13 protein-coding genes are annotated in these 15542 nt (G+C 70.6%); 4 read left to right on the top strand and 9 right to left on the bottom strand.

Translation table 11 applies throughout. The annotated features are described in order from the left end of the window. Window positions 1–139 precede the first annotated feature (139 nt). From IF55_RS25670 to IF55_RS25655, 4 genes are all read right to left on the bottom strand, one after another. Complete coding sequence (locus IF55_RS25670) at window positions 140–1291, bottom strand: DUF5954 family protein (RefSeq protein ID WP_030885210.1); 1152 nt, start codon at window positions 1289–1291, stop codon at window positions 140–142. A gap of 217 nt (window positions 1292–1508) precedes the next feature. Beyond that, window positions 1509–3278, bottom strand: coding sequence for an alpha/beta hydrolase (locus tag IF55_RS25665; RefSeq protein ID WP_078645194.1), 1770 nt, complete (start codon window positions 3276–3278; stop codon window positions 1509–1511). A gap of 324 nt (window positions 3279–3602) precedes the next feature. Further along, on the bottom strand, window positions 3603–4796 hold the full coding sequence (locus IF55_RS25660; RefSeq protein ID WP_030885203.1) for an MFS transporter: 1194 nt from the start codon (window positions 4794–4796) through the stop codon (window positions 3603–3605). A gap of 985 nt (window positions 4797–5781) precedes the next feature. Further along, a complete protein-coding gene (locus tag IF55_RS25655) occupies window positions 5782–6510 on the bottom strand; it encodes an SDR family NAD(P)-dependent oxidoreductase (protein WP_030885199.1) in 729 nt (242 codons plus the stop codon). Window positions 6511–7046: 536 nt separating this feature from the next. Here IF55_RS25655 and IF55_RS25650 point away from each other — a divergent pair. Then, window positions 7047–7958 (top strand): phosphotransferase family protein, encoded by a 912-nt coding sequence (locus IF55_RS25650; protein WP_245661414.1) that lies wholly within the window; start codon window positions 7047–7049, stop codon window positions 7956–7958. A 107-nt stretch (window positions 7959–8065) separates the two neighbouring features. On the opposite strand, the gene IF55_RS25645 is transcribed toward IF55_RS25650, so the two are convergent. Then, the gene (locus IF55_RS25645) at window positions 8066–9481 is read right to left on the bottom strand and encodes a hypothetical protein (protein ID WP_048832434.1); all 1416 of its coding nucleotides are present in this window, start codon (window positions 9479–9481) and stop codon (window positions 8066–8068) included. Window positions 9482–9784: 303 nt separating this feature from the next. Here IF55_RS25645 and IF55_RS25640 point away from each other — a divergent pair, with 303 nt between their 5' ends. Next, window positions 9785–10642 carry a phosphotransferase family protein gene (locus tag IF55_RS25640; protein ID WP_030885188.1) on the top strand — a complete coding sequence of 286 codons (858 nt, stop codon included), beginning with the start codon at window positions 9785–9787 and terminating at the stop codon, window positions 10640–10642. 232 nt (window positions 10643–10874) lie between these two features. Here the strand turns inward: IF55_RS25640 and IF55_RS25635 are convergent, their stop codons facing one another. Continuing rightward, window positions 10875–11249 carry a nuclear transport factor 2 family protein gene (locus IF55_RS25635; protein WP_030885185.1) on the bottom strand — a complete coding sequence of 125 codons (375 nt, stop codon included), beginning with the start codon at window positions 11247–11249 and terminating at the stop codon, window positions 10875–10877. Window positions 11250–11372: 123 nt separating this feature from the next. On the opposite strand from IF55_RS25635, the gene IF55_RS25630 reads away from it, so the two are divergent. Continuing rightward, a complete protein-coding gene (locus IF55_RS25630) occupies window positions 11373–12152 on the top strand; it encodes a helix-turn-helix domain-containing protein (protein WP_030885183.1) in 780 nt (259 codons plus the stop codon). Window positions 12153–12544: 392 nt separating this feature from the next. Here the strand turns inward: IF55_RS25630 and IF55_RS39835 are convergent, their stop codons facing one another. Beyond that, the gene (locus tag IF55_RS39835) at window positions 12545–12781 is read right to left on the bottom strand and encodes a hypothetical protein (protein ID WP_157854418.1); all 237 of its coding nucleotides are present in this window, start codon (window positions 12779–12781) and stop codon (window positions 12545–12547) included. A 625-nt stretch (window positions 12782–13406) separates the two neighbouring features. Between IF55_RS39835 and IF55_RS25620 the strand changes: the two genes are divergently transcribed. After that, window positions 13407–13622: a hypothetical protein gene (locus IF55_RS25620; protein ID WP_030885179.1), complete on the top strand. Its 216-nt coding sequence runs from the start codon at window positions 13407–13409 to the stop codon at window positions 13620–13622. 374 nt (window positions 13623–13996) lie between these two features. Here IF55_RS25620 and IF55_RS25615 read toward each other — a convergent pair whose 3' ends face one another. Beyond that, window positions 13997–14512, bottom strand: a complete 516-nt coding sequence (locus tag IF55_RS25615) for a hypothetical protein (protein ID WP_157854416.1) — start codon at window positions 14510–14512, stop codon at window positions 13997–13999. Between the two features lie 122 nt (window positions 14513–14634). Next, window positions 14635–15507 carry a DUF3592 domain-containing protein gene (locus IF55_RS25610; RefSeq protein WP_157854414.1) on the bottom strand — a complete coding sequence of 291 codons (873 nt, stop codon included), beginning with the start codon at window positions 15505–15507 and terminating at the stop codon, window positions 14635–14637. Between the last annotated feature and the right edge of the window lie 35 nt (window positions 15508–15542).

Genomic DNA, 15542 nt, shown 5'->3' with positions numbered 1-15542 from the left:
GTGGCGCCGACAATGGCGCCGAACGCGGGAAGTCGGTACGGGCGTGAGCCGCCGCTACGGGCATGGCCCCATATGGGCGCATGGGCGTACGGGCGTACGGGGCGTACCGCCGACTGCCGCCGGCACGCACGTCGGAGACTCAGGAGCCGTCGCCCTCGGCTGCGTCCTTGTCGTCGTCCTCGTCCTCTTCCTCTTCCTCGAAGTGGATGACGCCGTCCTCGTCCAGGAAGGGATGGAGCTTCTCGGGAGGATGGGTGTCGATGTCGGACGGGCGCGGCCCTTCGGGGCCGTCGGGGCCCCAGCGCAGCAGCCGCCGAGCCCGGCAGATCCGGCGGACGAGACCTCGGAACGCGACCTCGTCGGCGCGTTCGGTGCGGAGCGGCGCGGCGGCCCGTACGTACGCGGCCAGCTCCTCGACGGCGGGGTCCGTGCCCTCGGCGATCACCGTACGGGCGTCGGTGTTCCCGTCGGCGCCCCAAGGGATGAGCCCCCGCTGGCGCGGCTCGAACCAGGTGAGGGAGAAGTCCATCGTCTTACGGACGTCGTGCGCGGTGGCGTGCAGGCCGCTGCCGATCTCCCACCCGGCGCCGTTCCCCTTCGCGAGTTCGTCCTCCGCGATCTCCACGACCCTGAACACCGCGGGCAGCAGCATCACATCGGGGTGGGTCCGCAGCGCCTGCCGGGAGTCGGCGCGTACGGGCTCGGGATAACGAGACCCGGCGTAGGCCATGCCGGTCAGGGCCAGCCGTTCAGCGGCCTGGGTGGGCGTCATCGGCGCGTCCGGGTCCATCACCAGCCCTTCGTCGACCCGCGGCTCCTTGGCGCCGCGAGCCCAGTTCGGGACGGCGGGCTCGGGGTCGGTGGGCCGGGGCCGCTCGATGCCGTCGCGCCCCATGCCGGCGTACTCGTCGGCCCGTACGACCCGGTAGCGGGTCCCGAGCACCGTCAGCTCGTCGACCCGTTCGGTCTCCAGCCGGGCGACGGCCGCCAGCAGGGCACGCCGTTCCGTACGGTCCTGGGCCTCGTCCTTCGCCCGGAACCACAGGGTCGACTGGAGGCTGTCCCGAGCCTGCTGCGGGCAGCCGGCCTCCAGCGCGACCACCACCCGCCACCGCGATGTCTCCCCGGCGTCCTGCGCGGCCACCCCGAACAGGGGGCCTCGCACCAGCAGCGTCTCGATACCCACCGCGGCGTCCAGCGCGTCGGCCTCCGCGACCGACTCCACCGGGTCCTCCGGGTACCTCACCACGATCCGGCGCATTCGCCCCGGCTTCACATCCCGATGATCCATGCCCGCATCCTGCCGACCCGGGCAGGCGCACACGGTGGGTTTCCCGATTTCCCACCAGCTTGAGCGACACCAGGGCTCCGGTCGGGGTGGGCCTCCCTGCGGAGCCCCACCCCACCTTCGACAAAACCCCACCTCAAGTCGGGCCGGAGGCAGCGCGGCCTCGGACTCAGCGCGCCCTCGGACTCAGCGCGGTCTCAGACTCAGCGTGGTCTTGGCTTCAGAAACGGTCCGGAGCGCGCTGGGGGGACGGAGCCCCGGGAATCACGCCGGGCTTCTGGCCGTTCTGGCCCTTCTGGCCCTTCTGACTACCTCGTGCCTTCCTCTCCGAGTCGGCCGGCGCCTTGCAGGTCACGTCCTCGGCCGGGAGCCGGCCGGTGAGCAGGTAGTCGACGACCGTACCGTCCGTGCACGCGGTGCCGTTCGGGAAGGCGAGGTGGCCCTCGCCGCCGCGGACGGTGAGCATCTTCGACCCCTTCAGGTCGGCGTGCAGGGCCTGGCCGCTGGGCAGCGGGGTCTGCGGGTCCCATTCGTTCTGGACGACCAGGACACCGACGTCGTTGTTCACCGTGGTCACCGGTTCCGCGGAGTCGTCCCAGAACGCACAGGGCTTGATGTTCGACGCGAAGTCGCCGTAGAGGGGGTAGCGGCCCTTGTCCGCGATGGCGTCGCGCCGGTAGCTCTCGGGATCGCGCGACCACGCGGCCGAGTTGTCGCCGCACACCACGGCCCAGAAACTCGACATCGTGTTGTCGGACGGCACCTTGGCGGCGTTCCCGGTGGTGTTCGTGGCGGCGCCCCTTGAGGCACCCGCCACGGCCCCGGCCCCCTTGGACCGTACGAACTCGGACCGTACGAACGGCGCGAGCCTCTTCCCCGAGGCGGGCTTGCCGGCCGCGGCCTTCTTCAGCTCCACGACCCCCTCCGTGGCGGACCGCGGGGTGTAGACCACCTCGCGCATTCCGCTGCGGATGTCGTCGCCGGTGGTCGGCTTGCCGTCCACCTCGATGGGCTTCTCGTCGGCCTGCGCCACCAGATCCCAGAATGTCCGGTCGACCTTCTTCGGGGTGTCCCCGAGGCCGTACGTCCGGTCATGCTCGGCAGCCCACTCGGTCCACCGGTCGAACGCGGGCTCCGCGCCCTCCGCCCACCACTGGATCATTCCGCGCCAGGTCCGCGCCGGATCGACCGCGCTATCCAGCACGATCCGGTCGGCCCGCCCCGGGAAGAGCTGGGTGTAGACGGAGCCCAGGTAGGTGCCGTACGAGTAGCCCACGTACGAGATCTTCTTCTCGCCGAGGACCGCCCGCAGTACATCCATGTCGCGGGCGGTGTTGCGCGTCGTGATGTACGGGAGTCTGTCGCCCGCCTTCTCCTTGCACTTGGCGGCGACGCGGCGCGCCCAGGCCACGTCCTCGCCGAACTTCTCCTTCTTGTACGGCCGCAGCCAGTCCTCCTCGTCCGACGTCAGGCCGCACGAAATCGGACTGCTCCTCGCCACACCGCGCGGGTCGAAGCCGATGAGGTCGTACTTCTCCTGTGCGGACTTGGGCAGCCGCTCCTGTATTCCCAGCGGCATGTAGAGGCCCTCGCCCCCGGGGCCGCCGGGGTTGGAGAACAGGACGCCGTGCCGCTTGTCGGGCGCGGTGCTCTTGATCCGCGATATCGCCATGTCGATCCGCTTGCCACCGGGGGCCCGGTAGTCCAGCGGGACCTTGATCGTGGCGCATTGGAGCCCTGCCGGAGCGTCGGCCGAGCACCGCTTCCACCGCGGCTTCTGCTGCGCGTACCAGCTCAACGCGCCCTTATACGAGGAGGGTTGGGCGGCCGGTGAGGCGGCGCCGGCCGTGGAGGCGGCCGTCTGGGAGATGGTTTCCGTCGAGGAGGGGGCGGCGGCCGGTGCGGCTGTGGCCGCCGAGGCGGCGAACATGGGCGCCAGGGTCGCCGTCATGCTCGCGGCCAGCAGAGACGCGAGACGTCGTCTGCGCACGTTATCGATCCTTCCGATCGGATATTCGGACGGAAAAGATCTTTCAGGAACCGACACTCGTGCGGATCCGTCGCCGGGGCGCGCTCCCGTCCACCCTGGGGATGACGCAAGGGCCGCGTGTGGTCCCCGAGTTGTAGAGAACGAACGCTGAGTGACGGCCGGACCTGTTGGTACGTCAGGGGACGAGCCCGGCCGTGAGCGGGGGAGGGGGAGGGGGCGCGGTCACCCCGCCCCCCGCGCGGACCGGCCCGTACAGCAAGTCCGTACAGCAGGGGTGACCGCGGAAGAACTACCAGGTGGATACGCGTACGTTCACGGCTCGGGTCATCGTCCGGCGGGGAACGCGGCCCGCCGGCCGAGGCCGACCGTGATCAGCGCCAGGAGCGCGAGAGCGATCATCCACATCGGCAGGGCCGAGGCGCCTACGCCCTCCACGATGACGGCCCCTGCCGCGCCGCCGGCGAAGATCGCCAGGTTGAAGGAGGTCGTCAGCATGGCATTGGCCGCGTCGCCGTTCGCGCCCGCGGCCTCGCCCATGGCCGTCTGCAGTTGCGTGGCCGAGCCGCCGAACGCGAGGCCCCACAGGACGACCGCGAGCAGTACGGGCACGGTGGCGTGCTGGGCGGCGATGAGCAGCGCTCCGGCCGCGATGAACAGGATCACGCTGGCGATGGTGAGCCTGCGCAGCGCCCGGTCGATGAACACGCCGGTGATCCAGATCCCTACGAGCGCGGCGACGCCGAAGACGAGGAGGGTGAGGTCGGGGCGGAGCGAGAGGCGCATCTGCTGGAGGTAGGAGGTGATGTAGGTGTAGAGCAGGTTGTGCGCGAGCATCCAGACGAAGACGACGGCGAGGATCGTGGCGACGCCGGAGATGCCGAGGACGCGGCCGAGCGGCGCGCGCGTCCCGGCGGTCTGTCCGGGGGCGTCGGGCACGAGGAACTTCGCGCCGGCCATCACGACGATGCTGAGCAGCGACATCGCGGCGAACGACCAGCGCCAGCCGACCGTCGAGCCCAGCCAGGCGCCGAGGGGCGTCCCGACGGAGAGCGCGATGGGCGTGCCGGTCATGGCGATGGCGAGGGCGCGTCCGGCGTGCTCGGGCGCGGCGATGCGCCGTGCGTACCCGGCGAGCATGCCCCACAGCAGACCGGAGAAGGCCCCGGCGGCGAACCGGGCGATGAGGGCGATGACGAGCGACGGCGATATGGCGGTGACGGCGTTCGCGACGAGGAACCCGGACAGACCGGTGAGGAGGAGCGGCTTGCGCCGTATCCCGCGGGTGAGCGTGATCGCGGGGATCGCCGCGATCACCGTACCGATCGCGTACGCGCTGACGAGCTGCCCGGCGCTGCCTTCGGAGACGTCGAGCCCCGCGGCGAGCTGCGGGAGCAGCCCGGCCGGCAGCGTCTCGGTCATGATCACGATGAATCCGGTGCATGCCATCGCCACCAGCGCCGGTACGGGGAGTGGCTTGTGCGCGCGGTCATGGGCCGGCGCGGGGCGGGTGGTGGTCATGCGGTGGCTCCTCGTGTAATTACGGATTGAACGATCCGATATTGACGCAGGGGTCGGTCGTCGTCAAACTGGATCGTGCATTCCGTAATGGGGGGGAGGTGCGTCATGTCCACCGTTTTCGGCCGCCGCGCACCTTCGACCTCAAGTCCGTCCCGGAAGTCGTGATGCTCGTCTTCTGGGAACAGGGCTACGAGGCGACCTCGCCCGCCCTGCGCCGCCGGGCCACCGCGCCGTTCGGCTCGCAGGAGGGACTGGTCAAGAGGGCCGTCGAGCACTACATCGCCGGGGGCCGGGCAGCGTCACCGCATCCTCGCCGCGGAACGACGAGCCCCCGCGAGGCCATCGCCCGCCTCCTGCACGGCTCGACCACCATGCAGCCCGACCCGGCCCATGCCCGCGGCTGCCGCATCGCCCTCACCGGTACGCCCCACGCCCCGGACACCGCCGCCCCGCCTCTGCCCCCGGCCCTCGCCAGGCCGCAGCCACCCGCCGCGCGCCGGACCGCGCCCGCATCCAACGGGCGTCACCCGCGCCATCGCCTCAGGAGAACTCCCCGAACCCACGGACGCGTTATTCGGGAACAGGGCGGCTGTCGGCCACTGAGCCTGTTCGCCGGCCGGTCCGCCGTACGAGCGCCGACGGCGGCGGCCGGCTCGCCGCTGCCCGATGCACGAGGGGGCGGGCATGCCCGTCGGCGTCATAGCGCGACGTTGACGCGGACCTGTTGACGCGGGTCTTCGACCGGCTCGTGGACGATCGCAGCGCCGAGACATCTCGTATCCGATCGCCGCTCGTGCCCATGTGCAGGTGTGTCGGGGGCTCAGACTGGCGGGAGCCGGGGAGCCGGGGAGCCGGGGAGCCGGGGAGCCGGGGCAGTGGGACCGCGGGCGATGTTCCCGCCGCGAACGCCCCTGCCCAGGGGCGGGGGCGGGGCGGATGTCGGCGTCGGCGGGGCCGACGCCGTAGGCGCTGGCCGGGCGCGGTGCTACTCGGCGTCGGTGAGGAACTTGTCGGAGAGGCGGAAGTCCTGCTCCTCGGGCATGTCTTGGTAGAAGAGTTCGGGTTCGGTCCGCTGCTGGTGCAGTTGCCAGTACGCGTCAGCGATGACGTCGGGTTCCGAGTTGGGCCGGCCTTGGCCGATCGCAGCGGCGAGGGCGACATGGGCGACGTAAACGCCGCGCTGCGCGACCGAGGCGTTGAGGTTCAGCAGCCAGTTGCGCAGCCCGGCGGTCGCGATCTGGGCATTGGCGACCTGGGGAATGATCATGGGGCCGGAGCCCGCGCCGGTGGTGGCGATGATCGTGCCGGAGCCCCGTTCGAGCATGCCGGGCAGGACCTGCTGTACGGCGGTGATACCTCCGTATACGTACATTTCCAGCTCGGGGATCACCGACTCCACGGTGACCTCAGACGCTTCGACAACGGGTCGGCTGGTCATGTCGACGGCGCTGGGGGCGGGCGAATACTCCAGTACGTCGATCGTTCCGAAGTGGCGCTCGGCATCTCTCAGCGCGGCTGCCAGAGCGGGCCGATCGGTGACGTCCGCGGGAAACGCGGCCGCCTCGCCCCCGCCCGCGGTGATGACGTCGACCAGTTCGCGCAGCGCCGCCTCCCGGCGCGCGATGAACGCCACACTGAAGCCCTCCGCCGCGAACCTCCGGCCGATCGCCAGACCAAGCTGCGGTCCGGCGCCGACGATCGCGATCGTGCTCATTGCTCTCCCAAGGTCACAAATGTCGGCCCTGGTCGTGCAACGCGTGCGGAGTCCGGTAACAGGCACAGCAACTGGTCCCTGTCCGTGCAGTCGATCGACCGGCCAACTGGACACTGACCCGGCGAACGATACAGATCGCCCCGGTCACCCCGATCACCCCCCCGAGGCGCCCTCGACGACTCCACTATGCGACTGCTCGTCGAAACGGACATCGTCATCGACCTCCACGGCACAGTCATCGCAGTCGTCACCGCCCCGGTTCCGGCTCCTCACCCGCGGCCCATAACCTGAATGGCCCGCGCCACCACGTCCTCGAAGGCGATGCGACGCCCCGCCACCTCGGTGATCAGCCGCTCGATCTCTGCCGGAGTCAGACGGTGCCCTGTGCGCCGAACTGGCGGGCGCTGACCGCAAGAAAGCCTTTGCGGGTGCTCCCGCGGGGATGATGGGGTGGCGCGATGACCAACCAGGATGTCCACGACGAGCGGGACGAGCAGGATGAGCAGGATGAGGCCGCGGTTGTCCGCCCGGCGACGATGGCTTGGGTGCAGCGGTACCTGGACGAGGGCGAACGAGTCGTCAAGACCGTGGTGTTGCACGGCGGCATCACTGCCGAAATGCGGCGGCTGACGATCGAGGCGCGCGACGGAGGCACGCGTGACCTGGTGCTGCGTACGTTCGTCGACGTCGAGTACGCCGAGGACTGGCTGGACAGGGAGGCCGGCGCTCTGACCCTGCTCGCGGGGACCAGCGTGTCGGCTCCCGGGCTGGTCGCGGCTGACCCGACCGCCGCGCACTGCGAGTACCCGTCGCTCCTCATGACCCATCTGCCGGGCCGGACGGTCATCGCCGACGAGGGCGTGGAGGCGCGCGTTCCGCTGCTGGCCCGGCAACTCGTGGCGATCCACGCGTTGCGGCCCCCCGAGCGCCCGCGGGACTACGTGGCGCTGACGACGGCCGACACCGTAGCCGTACCGAACGGCGCCGACACGGCCGTATGGGACGCGGCGATCGACATGATCCGCAAGCCCGCGCCGCCCTACGAGGGGCGATTCCTGCACCGGGACTTCCAGCCCGGCAATGTGCTCTTCGACGTGCCTCCCGCGAAACCGGCGGACGCCCGGATCACCGGCGTCGTCGACTGGGCCGGTACCTCCTGGGGTCCGACCGACCTCGACGTGGCGCACTGCTCGACCACCCTCGCGCTGTTGCACGGCCCGGAGTGGGGCCTGCGGTTCGCCGAGGCGTACGAGGAGGCGGGCGGCGTACTGGCCGCGGCGGCGACCGAGCGGCTGTACTGGTTCGTACGGGACGGGCTGGCCTGCTCCGAAGAAGTGCACCTGGTCGCGGGGCCATGGCGGCAGGCGGGGCGGACCGAACTGACGACCCGAGCCCTGGAGAAGCGGCTGGACGCCTACGTCACCGCCCTGATGAACGCGCAGGGCTGAGCCGGCCCGAACGGCCGGGCGCCCCGCCACCCGCGTATACGGGGTCTGCCCGCCGGCATCCCGGCACGCCGCACAGCGGGGTGCCGGGATGCGGTATGGCGAAAGGGCTATGCGTGGTGGGAGTCGGCCGGGCCCGGGTCGGTCGGGGCAGGGTCGGCCGCGATCGAGTTGTCCGGGCCCGGGCCGGCCGAGGCCGCCGCGCGCAGTTCGGCGATGCAGTCGGCGACCGCCTTTTGCAGGGTCTCCAACTGTTCGAGGAGTTCCTCTTCGTAGATGTCGGCGGCGTCGTCGAGCGTCAGCTCCTCGAACGCCTTGGCCGCCTTGCGGACCTTGCTCTGGAACCGCGACCGGCGCTCGTGCGCACGTAGCTGGGGATCGCTCTCGACGGCCTCGGCGACCAGGGAGCGCATCGTCTTCTGCGCGTCGGCGGCGTACGGAGCCTCGTCCTCCTCGTCCAGCCCCTCGATGAGCGTGAGGTGCTGCTTGGCCTCGGCCACGACGTGCTCGGGGGCGGGTACCCGCTCGCCGCTGGGCGTGGTCATCTCACCGCTGTCGATGACGTCGCGGACGAAATCCACTGCGGACGTGGCGCGCGCCGCCGACGCCACCGTCTTGGAAAGTTCGCCGGTGCGGGCGATGTCCTTGGCGAGTTCCTGGGCCAGTTCCGGGTCGTCCTCCAGCCGGTCGAGCAGCGCGTGCCGGGCGGCCTGGGCGGTGCCCGGGTCGGCGAGGATCGCGGCGCGCAGCGCGGTGGGGTTCTCCGCCACCTCCAGCGCCTTGGTCGGCCGGATGCCCTCCGCCTCGGCCACGGCGGAGATCGCCTGGCCGCGCGGCGAGTCCGCGCTCGAACGCGAGGTGTAGTAGCCGAGCCACACGTCCGCGTCCGGGAGGTCGATGTCCACGCCGGGCGTCAGCGCCTCGAACACCGGGACCACGCCGTCGTCCGCCGCCCGGTCCCAGGCCCGCCAGAACCGCATCACGCGCTCGGCGGAGCAGCCCGCGAGCCGGGCGAACTCCTTCGCCGACACCTTCGGCTCCGGCTCGTCCGCCTGCCCGGCCACCGCTCCACCGGGCCGTACGCTCCGAGCCACCTTCAGCGCGAACGTCCACCCACCGGTCCGCGCGAACGCCCCGAACTCCCGCGCGTCCCGCCGTACCGCGCTCTCACCGCCCTGACCGGCCGCTCGGTCGTCGGCCTCGGCATCCTGAGCGTCCCCGGCGTGGTCAGCGTCCTCGTCGCCGTATCCATCCGCAGGGACCTGCTCGGCGGCGGAGCCCTGCCCCGAGACGGAGCCCTGCTCGGCGCCCGATCCCCGCCCCGAGACGGGGCCCTGCTCGGCGCCCGGGCTCTGCTCCGAGACGGAACCCTCCCCCGAGGCGGGTGAGGGAAGGGCGGGGGCGGTGCCGCCCGACGCGGCCGCGAGCGGTTCTGTCCATACGTTCGCCTCCTCCGCGGGAGCGGGCTCGGCAGCCGGGGCGGCAAGTTCCTCGGGGGCGAACGCGGTGTCCGGGGGCGTGGTCATGAGAACTCCGTCGGTTACGTGAACGTGAGCCCCTATTGTCCGCCCTGGACCTCGACTGCCCGCCACCGCCTCGCTCCCCATGCACACCACAGCGGCCAGTACGCCCGTATCCCGGCCTCGCTACCCACCACCCACCATCCACCACCCCGCCACCACCGGGCGGAAGCCCCCTGCGGTGACGGCGTCGGGGGCCACTGTGCTGATCTCTGGTGATCCGTGGTAGCCGGTACGGTGATCTTCATGACAATGGATTTTGCGACTGCGGTTCGAAACGTATTGGAGCGGGAGTTTTCCGGGAGCCGCGTGACGTCGGTGCGTCCGCTGGACAAGGGCTACACGAGCAAGCAGTGGGTGGCCGAGACCGATGGGGGCCGGCTGCTGGTCAAGGTGCCGCAGCGGGACCGGAATCCTGAGCATCTGCGGCGGCTCGTCGCCAGCGCGCGAGTGGCGGCCGACCACGGCGTACCGGTGGTGGAGTACCGGCACCTGGTGCCGGACGAGCCGGCCTTGGGCGGACCCGTACTCATCCAGGAGTACCAGGAGGGCACCGCGGCGGACGAGGTGTGGGGGTCCCTCGATGACGACCGGCGGAAGGAACTGGTCCAGGACCTCGGCGAGGTCATCGGCCGGCTGCACACGATCTCGGGGCCCTTTTTCGGGGACGTTCTGGGCGGCGGGAAGGCGGTGTCGCTGGGGGAGTCGGTCGAGGCCGAGGTGGAAGCCCTGCTCCCGCAGGCAGACCTCGACCTGATCGGCCCCGCTGCCACCATCCGCTCCGCGATCGCGGACGCCGTGGCGGGGCTGGAGGACGCGGCGAACGTCCCGACCCTCACCCACGGCGACCTGTGGCTGCCGAACATCCTGCTGCGCGAGGGCCGGATCGCCTGCGTCCTCGACTTCGAGCACGCCACGTACGCGGAGAGGTTCCGTGACTTCGGCAAGCTCGACGAGCACGTCTTCCGCGGCTTCCCGGCCGGCCGCGAGGTCTTCCTGGCGTCCTACGCCGCCGCCTGCCCGCTGCCGGACGACTGGGAGCGGCGCGTCGATCTCGCGCACCTGCTGCACGCGCTGAACATGCACGCCTACTTCCGCCGCTGGTCCCCCCAGTGGGCCCCGGAGTACGCCGAGCAGGCGAAGGAATGGCTCACGAAGAACGCCTGAACCTGACGGCCCCACCGACAGCCGCCCCTTTTACCGATTTCCACCGTTTTCCAGCGATGCGGGGCCGGCCGGCCGCTGTCGTGGAGCCGTACTGGTACCGGTCCCGGCACCGGCCGGTGGGGGAGGGGAAGCGTGCGGTACGGGACGGTGGGCGCCCCTTCCACGCGAGTGCCCCGGCCGGGCGGATGCCGCAATGGCCGCCTTCCGCCCGGCTCGCGATCTCCTGGTGTGTTCAGGCGCCCGCGGGCACCTTGTCGAGGAATCCGTAGATGCTCTTGATCTTCCCGGTTGTGCCGTCGGTGGCCAGGACGTCGAAACCGATGACGCTGTTCTCGCCGCCGTCGGCGAATACGAGTTCCCACTGGAAGCGTGCGATGTTGTGGTGGGCGTCGGTGTCGCCGAGGACCTTCAAGTCCATGCCCTTGAACTGGTCCCGGACCCCGGCGATGACAGCGCCGATGCCCTCGTGCCCTCTCACCTCGGCGACAGGGTCGGTGTATGTGCCGTCCGCGGTGAACAGTTCGGAGATCGCCGCGGCGCGCTTGCCGCTGTCGGGCTCGTTCCAGATGGCGATGTAGCGGTCGACCAGGTCGGCCAGGTCAGTCATGGTCTTCTTCCGTTTCCGTTCGTTTCGATCGGCTGGTGCCCGAAATCCTGGCTCGGGTGGGTCGTCCGGTCCATGACCTCACAGGTCATGGCCTCCCGGACACGGCCTCGTAGACTCGCGGACATGAGCGTTGCCATCGAAACCCCGCCGGCGGGCGGCCTGTTGCGGGCCTGGCGTGAGAGGCGCCGGCTCAGCCAGCAGGAGCTGTCCAACCGGTCGCGGGTCTCCACCCGCCACCTCAGCCGGGTGGAGACCGGCCGGGCGCACCCGACACCGGAGATGCTCCTGCGCCTGTGCGACAGCCTGGAGGTACCGCTGCGGGAACGTAACCAACTCCTGCTGGCCGCCGGCTACGCACCGCGCTACCAAGATCACCAGTTGGACGACGCGTCGCTCGCGGTGGTGATGGACGGGCTGCGGTGCCTCCTGGACGCCCATCTGCCCTACCCCGCCCTCCTGTTGGACGACTACTGGGACATCGTCGACGCGAACGCCGCCGTTGATCAGTTGCTGGCCGGCTGCGCGCCGAAGTTGCTGGAGCCGCCGGTCAACGTGGTCAGGGTCTGTCTGCGTCCGGACGGGCTGGCCGGCCGGATCACCAATCGCGCGCAGTGGGGCGACCACCTGCTGCGGCAGGTGAGCCATCGCGCCGACCGCACCCACGACCGGCGCCACTACGAGCTCGCCGCCGAAATCACCGGCTACCTCGACAAAACCGAAGCCACCGCCCCTCCCGCGGGGCCGGTGATCACTCTCGAAATCGACCTCGACGGCACCCCGCTCCGCTTCTTCAGCACCTCCGCCACCCTCAGCACCGCCACCGACGCGGCCTTGGAAGGACTACACCTGGAGACGTTCCTCCCGGCCGACGAGGAGACCCGGCGCCGCTTCAACCAGGGGTAGGCCGCGTACGTACGCGGCACCGACGGCTACGTTTCGGAGGGCCTGCCGCAGCGGAACGCAATGGCGCTCTGCCGTGCACTCGGAGCCGTGTACTCGAAGCCGCGTGCCGCCGGGGTTGCGGCGAAGGACCCGGTGCGAATGCTGGGCGCCACCGCCCACCGCCCTGTAAGCCGAGCGCTGTACGGACGGTCGTACCCGCCTGCTCGCCGAACCGGCAGCATCCCGCCCCCTCGGCGCGCCCGTTGGCAGTCGGCGACGCCGTGGGCCATCAACGCCGCCACTCTGCTCCGTACGGTCGCGTGAGCGTCCTCCACCCTGTTCCCGGGGCGAAGCGCCCGGTTGAGGTGCGGCCCGAGAAGCTTCTCCGAAACGAACGACCGGATCAGGACGGGTCAGGACACCGGTGTGAGAGCGAGGCCGCCGATCCGAGAACGGCCGAAGTCGCTGCCGCAGGCCGGGCATCCGCTCACGTTGCGGTGCCGGTCGAGGTTGCGCCCCAGGACAGGCATACCCGCCTCGGGGTAAATGACGTCGAATCTGGCGTCGCAGGCGAAGCACTTGTGCCGCATGAGCTCCGCGAGCACCACACCCGCCAAGTCGTCCGGCGCCTCCGCGGCCCCTCCAGCCATGTCAGGCAGGACGACGTCGTCGGGCCACACCGCTACATAGGGAGCGTCCGGCCGATCCCCCTTCAGGGGGAGTCGTAGCAACGCCGGTCTGAACCGCGCGCCGAATCGGGAAGGGACTTCGGCGATACGGGCGGCAGCCTGCGGAAGAGGCTCATCCGCGAACACCCGGAGTTCGCCCCAGCGCCCCGAAAACCGTCGCATCCCCCGTCTCCTTGCTCTCCCGTGTGTCCAGCACTGGTACTGGTACGTATGCTCGCACGTCCGTCCGACAACGAGTCGGGCGTATTCGTCCCGCGAAACGAACCGCACCTGGACCAACCAGCCGCCCACCGGGGACGTACCCACGTAGGCAGTAAGCGAAGGCCCGTCAGTGGAGCCCAGCGCTGCCATCGACGAGATGACGAGATACGGCCACTGACCTGTCAGCCCTGCCGGCCCGTTCTTGTAGCCACCCCTAAGCAGCGCCCCGGGCCGCCGTATCTCTCTGGCGGGCCACCGGGCGGGGGCCATCAGGGACTTCCTCCGCCGTCCTCGCTTCTACCGGCTCTACCGGCGTGAAGCCGAGGAGTTGCGCTGGGAGCGGGGCACCGAGCGTCGGCCCGATGGTCTCGGGTTGAATGCTGGGATGAACGACGACCTGTGGGATCGGCTTCCGCGTGACGTGCGGGACGAAGTGGACCGCCTGATCGAGGGCGGTCGCAATATTCACGCGATCGTGCTGATGCGGGAGCGCGGCGGCGATCCGATGCCCGGAATCCATGAATGCGTTGACCTGCTGGAACAACGGTGCGTCCGGCTACGACTCGTGGTGGACGACCGGCATCACCGGGCGAACGAATAGGCACCAACCCAGTTTGGGTCGGCTTCGTTCATCGGTGACGCGGCGGGTCACCCTCTCGACGGGACGGAGGACCACGGCCCCGAGCGGAGGTTCCGAACAGCCGCCGATCTCGCAGCACCTCCGGAAAAGCGCGGCCTCCGACCGTACTTGCTCCCACAGGCGGGAACGGTGACGCTTCTGCCCGACCCTCGGGGGAGCAGCCGAAAGCCGCAGGCGTGCCTTCCCCGAAACCCAGTTCGCGCGAGTGAACCAGAACGGAAGGCAGGCCGGCATACCCACTGCCACTCGGCCCCGGCCTCAGCGACCGACCGAGCGCTGTACGCCGCGTGGCGGGAGGGGCCCGCGCCTGTAGCCCCCACGGCCTGGCCTGCCCGTTACCAGCCGCCGGAGTCGCCGCCGTAGTGCGTCCAGAGTTCGCGGGCCTGGGCGTCGGCGATGCGAGCGGCGCGGCGCTGTTCCGGGATGGCCCGCTCGTCGGCGGCGACACCCGCCAAGAGGTCGGACAGGCCCGTGAGGAGCGTCACCATCGTGTCGTCGATCGCCGGCTCGCCGATACGGGCGTTGAAGGTTATGTCGAATTCGGCGAGCTGAGCGAGTTGCTGAGCCTCACCGCGGCGCAGGTCAGCGCGGTGTGCGGCAACCAGTTCCGGACCGACGACGGGGTCGAGCACGGTGCAGGCCGCATCGGCGAGAATGCCGCCGAGGTCGTACGCGTCCCGTGCGGGCACCCCGTGCTCAGCGAGAACCATGCTGACGAGCCCGGCGACAGCGAAGGCACGACGGGCCCGCGCGAGCAGCACGACCGGCGGGTCCGAATGCCCGGCCGCCTTCGGTCCCAACGCCTCGGCCTCGTCGGCGAGCACCCTCGTAAGGCGGCGTTCGGTCGTCACCCCGCGACGCTAGCCGCGCCGGCCGAGCCGTAGTGAGTGCGGAACGGGCCACGGGCCACGGGCCAGCACGGGCGCCCCGCGCGGACGGATGCGCATGGCGCAGGGGCCCCGGGGCCCACCCCTTACCCCGTCAGCAGTGCGGCGAAGAACAGCCACAACGGGATGACCATCAAGACGACCGAGAGCACGCCGAAGAACGTGAGCGCGATGCCGCGGACAGTGAGCCGCTTGTCGCGAAAGCTCCTGACGCGAGTGGGGGACAGCGGGTCGTAGGTCACGTCCACTGGCCCCTTCTCGCCCTGGTGCTCGTGGCCGGCGGGCTGGGTGACGACGAGGTGCTGGCCCTCCAACGTCCGGAACTCGTACACAGGACGCCATTCCCCCCTGTCCTCCGAGATGCGATGCCCCTCGTAGTCCCGGATGTGGCCGGGGACGGTGATGCCCCGGCGCCGCAGAACCAGTGTGTCGCGCACCACCTCGGTCCAGCCTATGTACAGCATCAGCCAGCCCACCGGGCCGTAGAGCATGATGACGGCCACCAGGACGCCGATGCCCTCCTCGGCGCCTTTGTCCCCGGCCACTTTGAAGAAGGCGAGATACGGAACGATCCCCAGAGCGATCTTCCCGCCCGCCGAGATGCGCGGCAGACGCGGGACGCGACGCCGGGCGACCTCCCTCACCACCCGAGCCGGCCCCCGCCCCGAGGCCGGCAGACGCGTCAGGGCCGTACGCAACTGCCGGACGAAGGCGTCGGCGGCAGTGGCGTTGCGCGTGACAAGCGTGAACGCCCCGCTGTCGCTGCCGTCGGCATTGGCATTGGCATCGGCATCGGCCGACAACTCCAGGAGGACCCGGCCTCCCGCGTAGCCGACGCGGTCGATCGCTCCCAGCGGCACCGTCCAGGTGATGCGACCGCGCATCACCCGCACCGCATACGCCTCCAGCCGGAAGACGACACCCCGCCCCCGCAACACCACTTCAGGTACCCGCCCCATGCTCAAGATCATAAATGCCGGTGAACGAGCCATTG

The sequence above is a fragment of the Streptomyces varsoviensis genome (assembly GCF_000718635.1).
Classification (GTDB): Bacteria; Actinomycetota; Actinomycetes; order Streptomycetales; family Streptomycetaceae; genus Streptomyces; species Streptomyces varsoviensis.
This window is presented reverse-complemented; position numbering and strand designations above follow the sequence as displayed.

Bases quoted from the DNA above. Each gene is read 5' to 3' on its own strand.
- IF55_RS25670 (WP_030885210.1), bottom strand. From the start codon at position 1,291: ATGGATCATCGGGATGTGAAGCCGGGGCGAATGCGCCGGATCGTGGTG.
- IF55_RS25660 (WP_030885203.1), bottom strand. From the start codon at position 4,796: ATGACCACCACCCGCCCCGCGCCGGCCCATGACCGCGCGCACAAGCCA.
- IF55_RS25655 (WP_030885199.1), bottom strand. From the start codon at position 6,510: ATGAGCACGATCGCGATCGTCGGCGCCGGACCGCAGCTTGGTCTGGCG.
- IF55_RS25650 (WP_245661414.1), top strand. From the start codon at position 7,047: ATGGCTTGGGTGCAGCGGTACCTGGACGAGGGCGAACGAGTCGTCAAG.
- IF55_RS25645 (WP_048832434.1), bottom strand. From the start codon at position 9,481: ATGACCACGCCCCCGGACACCGCGTTCGCCCCCGAGGAACTTGCCGCC.
- IF55_RS25635 (WP_030885185.1), bottom strand. From the start codon at position 11,249: ATGACTGACCTGGCCGACCTGGTCGACCGCTACATCGCCATCTGGAAC.
- IF55_RS25630 (WP_030885183.1), top strand. From the start codon at position 11,373: ATGAGCGTTGCCATCGAAACCCCGCCGGCGGGCGGCCTGTTGCGGGCC.
- IF55_RS39835 (WP_157854418.1), bottom strand. From the start codon at position 12,781: ATGGCTGGAGGGGCCGCGGAGGCGCCGGACGACTTGGCGGGTGTGGTG.
- IF55_RS25620 (WP_030885179.1), top strand. From the start codon at position 13,407: ATGAACGACGACCTGTGGGATCGGCTTCCGCGTGACGTGCGGGACGAA.
- IF55_RS25610 (WP_157854414.1), bottom strand. From the start codon at position 15,507: ATGGGGCGGGTACCTGAAGTGGTGTTGCGGGGGCGGGGTGTCGTCTTC.